This window comes from Shewanella sp. CAL98-MNA-CIBAN-0140, assembly GCF_040309905.1.
Lineage (GTDB): Bacteria > Pseudomonadota > Gammaproteobacteria > Enterobacterales > Shewanellaceae > Shewanella > Shewanella psychromarinicola.
Genome location: NZ_JBEOPI010000086.1, coordinates 1 through 1,346, shown reverse-complemented (window position 1 = coordinate 1,346; position 1,346 = coordinate 1). Strand labels below are relative to the sequence as shown.

Annotated in this window: 1 protein-coding gene; it reads left to right on the top strand. The window is 42.5% G+C overall.

Features of this window, described 5'->3' with window-relative positions:
* Positions 1-83: 83 nt before the first annotated feature.
* On the top strand, positions 84-1,097 hold the full coding sequence (locus tag AAEY93_RS20240) for an IS110 family RNA-guided transposase (protein WP_124693490.1): 1,014 nt from the start codon (positions 84-86) through the stop codon (positions 1,095-1,097).
* Positions 1,098-1,346 lie beyond the last annotated feature (249 nt).

Here is a 1,346-nt window from a genome sequence, read left to right as displayed (position 1 = left end):
TGATGTGATGGTCTCCTCCCAATACGGCATCGATGTGCCATGATTGAAGTTGTTACACACAATCAAAATGGGAGGAGACCAAAATGAAGATTACAACAATAGGGCTTGATATTGCAAAAAGATTTTTTCATGTTGTTTGCTGTAATAAGCAGGGTCGGTTAATTAACAAGAAAATGTTAACAAGAGCGCAAGTATTAGCTTTCTTTCAAACACACCCATCCTGTTTAGTTGCTTTAGAAGCCTGTGCAACGTCTCATTATTGGGCAAGAGAAATACAACAGTGTGGGCACCAGGTAAAACTTATTCCACCTCAACATGTAAAAGCCTTTTTAATTGGCAACAAAAATGACTATAACGACGCCTTAGCCATTGCTGTCGCGGCTAACCAGCCACATATTAAAAGTGTGGGAATAAAGTCGATAGAGCAACAAGATAATCAAGCACAGCATAAAGCACGCGAGTTGGCGGTTAGGCAAAGAACGGCATTATGCAACCAAATAAGAGGATTAATCGCTGAATACGGTATTGCGTTAACCCAAGGTGTAAACAATATACGTAAAAGTATCCCTCTCATGCTAGATGATGAGGCCTCGCCATTATCAGGGGCGTTTAAAGCCATACTTAGGCAGCTACAAAGCCAATTAACTGCATTAGATACGTGTATCGAAGCCTATAGCCAATTGATTGTTGAAGCAGTAAAGCGCAATGATATTTGTCAGCGAGTTCAAACCATACCAGGATTTGGCCCTATGGTATCGAGTGCTTATTTTAATGAAGTGGGTAATGGCAGTCACTATCGACGAGGCAGGGATGTTTCTGCTTCCTTAGGTATCGTTCCCCGCCAGCACAGTAGTGGGGGTAAAGAGACGTTGCTAGGCATAAGTAAGCGAGGGAATAGTTACTTACGGTGTCTGTTAATCCAAGGAGCAAAGGCTGTGGTATCAAGAGCTGGAACGAAAAAGGATAAATTAAGTCAATGGATAAACCGGCTTGTTCAAACTCGGGGGCATAACCGAGCCTGCGTTGCTTATGCCAACAAAATGGCGAGAATGGCTTGGGCTATTACCGTCTCAGGAGAAGATTATTCAGCAGAATAAGTAAACCGCTCTTCAAAGAATTGCGTGGGTAGAGCAAAACGATGACATAACAGGTAAAACCTGCATATTGAAAACCTGATAACCTCAAAGAGCGAAAAGCCCGACGAGCTGATAAGGACGATATGCGCGTAATACATCGAGGTCAGAAGCCAATAGCTTCATTAAAAGACCGTATATATGACAGCAATCCTGTCCCTGTTATCGATGAGTTATACCTTGCAATACGGGAGGAGACCATATATGAGGTTA